At 45.5% G+C, this 5000-nt stretch carries 2 rRNA genes; both read left to right on the plus strand.

Features of this window, described 5'->3' with window-relative positions:
• Positions 1 to 187: 187 nt before the first annotated feature.
• Positions 188 to 3115, plus strand: a 23S ribosomal RNA gene (locus E2636_RS02520).
• A 63-nt stretch (positions 3116 to 3178) separates the two neighbouring features.
• Positions 3179 to 3294 (plus strand): 5S ribosomal RNA (gene rrf / locus E2636_RS02525).
• Positions 3295 to 5000 lie beyond the last annotated feature (1706 nt).

Below are 5000 nucleotides of genomic sequence, written 5' to 3' on the forward strand. Positions count from 1 at the left end.
TGAAAGCAACAAACATTCAAGTAATTCATTTTTAATAAGTTCAATCTTATTAATAACTGATTTGAGGGTTTCAAGACACGAGCAGGTCGAGGAAGCAAGTGAGTGAACACCGGAGCGTACTTAGGTACGTGAGGATGTGAACGAACGTAGCTGACGAAGAGATGCGAAGTGGATTGGAAGCCGAAACGGTTAAGTTAATAAGGGCGCACGGTGAATGCCTTGGCACTAGGAGCCGATGAAGGACGGTACTAACACCGATATGCTTCGGGGAGCTGTAAGTAAGCTTTGATCCGGAGATTTCCGAATGGGGAAACCCACTGTTTTTAATCGAACAGTACGTTTACGTGAATACATAGCGTATCCGTGGCACACCCAGGGAACTGAAACATCTAAGTACCTGGAGGAAGAGAAAGAAATATCGATTCCCTGAGTAGCGGCGAGCGAAACGGGAAGAGCCCAAACCAAGAAGCTTGCTTCTTGGGGTTGTAGGACACTCAATACGGAGTTACAAAGGAACGAGGTAGACGAAGCGATCTGGAAAGGTCCGCCATAGCAGGTAAAAGCCCTGTAGTCGAAATTTCGTTCTCTCCTGAGTGGATCCTGAGTACGGCGGAACACGTGAAATTCCGTCGGAATCTGGGAGGACCATCTCCCAAGGCTAAATACTCCCTAGTGACCGATAGTGAACCAGTACCGTGAGGGAAAGGTGAAAAGCACCCCGGAAGGGGAGTGAAATAGATCCTGAAACCGTGTGCCTACAAGTAGTTAGAGCCCGTTAATGGGTGATAGCGTGCCTTTTGTAGAATGAACCGGCGAGTTACGATTACATGCAAGGTTAAGCTGATAAGGCGGAGCCGCAGCGAAAGCGAGTCTGAATAGGGCGATAGAGTATGTAGTTGTAGACCCGAAACCAGGTGATCTACCCATGTCCAGGGTGAAGGTAAGGTAACACTTACTGGAGGCCCGAACCCACGCACGTTGAAAAGTGCGGGGATGAGGTGTGGGTAGCGGAGAAATTCCAATCGAACCTGGAGATAGCTGGTTCTCTCCGAAATAGCTTTAGGGCTAGCCTCAATTTTAGAATCCTGGAGGTAGAGCACTGTTTGGACTAGGGGCCCATCCCGGGTTACCGAATTCAGACAAACTCCGAATGCCAGAGATTTATAATTGGGAGTCAGACTGCGAGTGATAAGATCCGTAGTCAAGAGGGAAACAGCCCAGACCACCAGCTAAGGTCCCAAAGTAATTGTTAAGTGGAAAAGGATGTGGCGTTGCTTAGACAACCAGGATGTTGGCTTAGAAGCAGCCATCATTTAAAGAGTGCGTAATAGCTCACTGGTCGAGTGACGCTGCGCCGAAAATGTATCGGGGCTAAACAATTCACCGAAGCTGTGGATTGACACTTAGGTGTCAATGGTAGGAGAGCGTTCTAAGGGCGTTGAAGCTAGACCGGAAGGACTGGTGGAGCGCTTAGAAGTGAGAATGCCGGTATGAGTAACGAAAGACGGGTGAGAATCCCGTCCACCGAATGACTAAGGTTTCCTGAGGTAGGCTCGTCCGCTCAGGGTTAGTCGGGACCTAAGTCGAGGCCGATAGGCGTAGACGATGGACAACAGGTTGATATTCCTGTACCACCACTCCACCGTTTGAGTAATGGGGGGACGCAGAAGGATAGGGTAAGCGCGCTGTTGGTTATGCGCGTTCAAGCAGTGAGGCGTGGAATGAGGCAAATCCCGTTCCTATAACGTTGAGCTGTAATGACAAGGACCGTAAGGTCTGAGTTCCTGATTTCACACTGCCAAGAAAAGCCTCTAACGAGGTGGAAGGTGCCCGTACCGCAAACCGACACAGGTAGTCGAGGAGAGAATCCTAAGGTGAGCGAGAGAACTCTCGTTAAGGAACTCGGCAAAATGACCCCGTAACTTCGGGAGAAGGGGTGCTCTATTAGGGTGTTAAAGCCTGAGAGAGCCGCAGTGAATAGGCCCAGGCGACTGTTTAGCAAAAACACAGGTCTCTGCAAAACCGTAAGGTGACGTATAGGGGCTGACGCCTGCCCGGTGCTGGAAGGTTAAGAGGAGTGCTTAGCGCAAGCGAAGGTGCGAATTGAAGCCCCAGTAAACGGCGGCCGTAACTATAACGGTCCTAAGGTAGCGAAATTCCTTGTCGGGTAAGTTCCGACCCGCACGAAAGGCGTAACGATCTGGGCACTGTCTCAACGAGAGACTCGGTGAAATTATAGTACCTGTGAAGATGCAGGTTACCCGCGACAGGACGGAAAGACCCCGTGGAGCTTTACTGTAGCCTGATATTGAATTTTGGCACAACTTGTACAGGATAGGTAGGAGCCTGAGATTCCGGAGCGCCAGCTTCGGAGGAGGCGTCAGTGGGATACTACCCTGGTTGTGTTGAACTTCTAACCCTTGCCCCTTATCGGGGCAGGAGACAGTGTCAGGCGGGCAGTTTGACTGGGGCGGTCGCCTCCTAAAGTGTAACGGAGGCGCCCAAAGGTTCCCTCAGAATGGTTGGAAATCATTCGTAGAGTGTAAAGGCATAAGGGAGCTTGACTGCGAGACCTACAAGTCGAGCAGGGTCGAAAGACGGGCTTAGTGATCCGGTGGTTCCGCATGGAAGGGCCATCGCTCAACGGATAAAAGCTACCCCGGGGATAACAGGCTTATCTCCCCAAGAGTCCACATCGACGGGGAGGTTTGGCACCTCGATGTCGGCTCATCGCATCCTGGGGCTGTAGTCGGTCCCAAGGGTTGGGCTGTTCGCCCATTAAAGCGGTACGCGAGCTGGGTTCAGAACGTCGTGAGACAGTTCGGTCCCTATCCGTCGTGGGCGTAGGAAATTTGAGAGGAGCTGTCCTTAGTACGAGAGGACCGGGATGGACACACCGCTGGTGTACCAGTTGTTCTGCCAAGAGCATCGCTGGGTAGCTATGTGTGGACGGGATAAGTGCTGAAAGCATCTAAGCATGAAGCCCCCTCGAGATGAGATTTCCCATTGCGCAAGCAAGTAAGATCCCTCAAAGACGATGAGGTAGATAGGTTCGAGGTGGAAGCACGGCGACGTGTGCAGCTGACGAATACTAATCGATCGAGGACTTAACCAAATAAAGATTGAATGGCTTTCAATGGCTCGTTTATCCAGTTTTGAGTGAACAAGCACTCATTAGTCTAGTGATAATGGCAAAGAGGTCACACCCGTTCCCATCCCGAACACGGAAGTTAAGCTCTTTAGCGCCGATGGTAGTTGGGGGTCTCCCCCTGTGAGAGTAGGACGTCGCTAGGCAATTAAGAAACCGTTACCTGTAAAAAGGTAACGGTTTTTTTGTGTGGTTTATTTTGAGTGTTAATAGAAGATGAGCGAGAAATGGGTTAAACAAGAAGTTCAGGGAGATGAGGAATGAAACCTGGATCATATGGCAAACGGATTAACCTACGTTGTGACGGAAATTCATCAGATGTATTTTCCTGTTTTCTCAACTAACAAGTCACCTTGCCGATGAATACCCACATTTTCTACTATTTTTATTCCCTAATAAGCAGCGTAGCGAAAATCAAGCCAATTATCCCTCCTGGATTGGTCCCTCGAGAAGGTTTTATGTGGATTAAATTGGGCGAAACGAAATAAAACCTGGTTCTGATTAATCTTTTTTAACTATTTAATAGGTAGCAAAATCATTCATCCAGACACGGAAGTTAAGCTCAAGCCCGATAACAACGAAGTCCAACTTTCCCACAGAAGAAAGTTAGACTTCGCTAGGCAAATAAGAAACCCTTTACCTGTAAAAGGGTATCGGTTTTTTTGTTTGTTTTAATTCGGAGTGTTAATAGAAGATATGCTAGAAATGAGTTAAACAAGAAGTTCAGGGAGGTAAGGAAATCTGAGAATATGGCAAACGGAATAACCTACGTTGTGACGAAAATTCATTAGATGTATTTACCAGTTGTCTCAACTAACAAGTAACCTTGCCCATAAATACCAACGCTTTCTGATACTTTTGTTCCCTAATAAGCAGCGTAGCGAAAATCAAGGCAATTATTCCTCCGTTTGATTCCGAGAATGATTCGAGGATAAAATTGGGTGAAGCCGAATAAACAATTATTTACTATTACATAGGTAAGACAATTAATATCCACATACGAAAGTTAGCATATTCACCTAGGAAACTTGAGGATTTCCCCTTTTGATAGGTAAAGTGTGTCGTTCTTTTGTGTGGTATTTACTAGTTTTAATAGAAGATGTGTAAGAAAGAGTTCGAGGACCAAAGGGATTAGACTCATAACACATAAGCTGAAGACGTACGATTTAAATATATATTAATAATTGTCTCAACTAACAAGTAACCTTGCCATGAATACTTTCACTTTCTGATGTTTGCGTTACTCAATAAGTAGCGAAGCGAAAATCAAGCCGGATATCCCTAATGAATGATCTCTCGAGAAGGTTTTATATGTATAAAATTTGGTGGAGCGGATTGAATGAAACTTGGTTCTTGCTGTTTAAAAAAGTCGCGAAGCCGGATAAATCTCTAATGAAGCGAAATAAAACCTTTTCGAAGCCGAATAACCCCCTATCCAAGCCGAATAAAGTTTTTTATAATTATTTATAAAAGGTAGAATAAAATCAAATCAAACAGAAACTATAACACAAACAAAACTATTCAAAGTAGATTTGAAAATCTATATTTGAATGATCGCTATTTTGCCATTCGTTAAATGGCGATTTTTCTAGAAAAGTCTTTTAAACTATCTATCGAATCAATTGCCAAATTTAATGATTTGTCACCATCGATGGCTTCAATTCCTACATAAGAAGAAATTGCGACATTGAGTGCAGAGTTTGAAGAATAGAGGTTACTATAGAAAAAGTCTTAATTAAGTGTCTTTCTAATGTCTCGTCTCTTTTTTAAAAACTGGATATCGTTCATATAATTAAATAGGAAGATATGGGGAGTTTAAGACTGGATTCAATTCTCTTTTATGGATTGGATT

The sequence above is a fragment of the Paenisporosarcina antarctica genome (genome assembly GCF_004367585.1).
Taxonomy (GTDB): domain Bacteria; phylum Bacillota; class Bacilli; order Bacillales_A; family Planococcaceae; genus Paenisporosarcina; species Paenisporosarcina antarctica.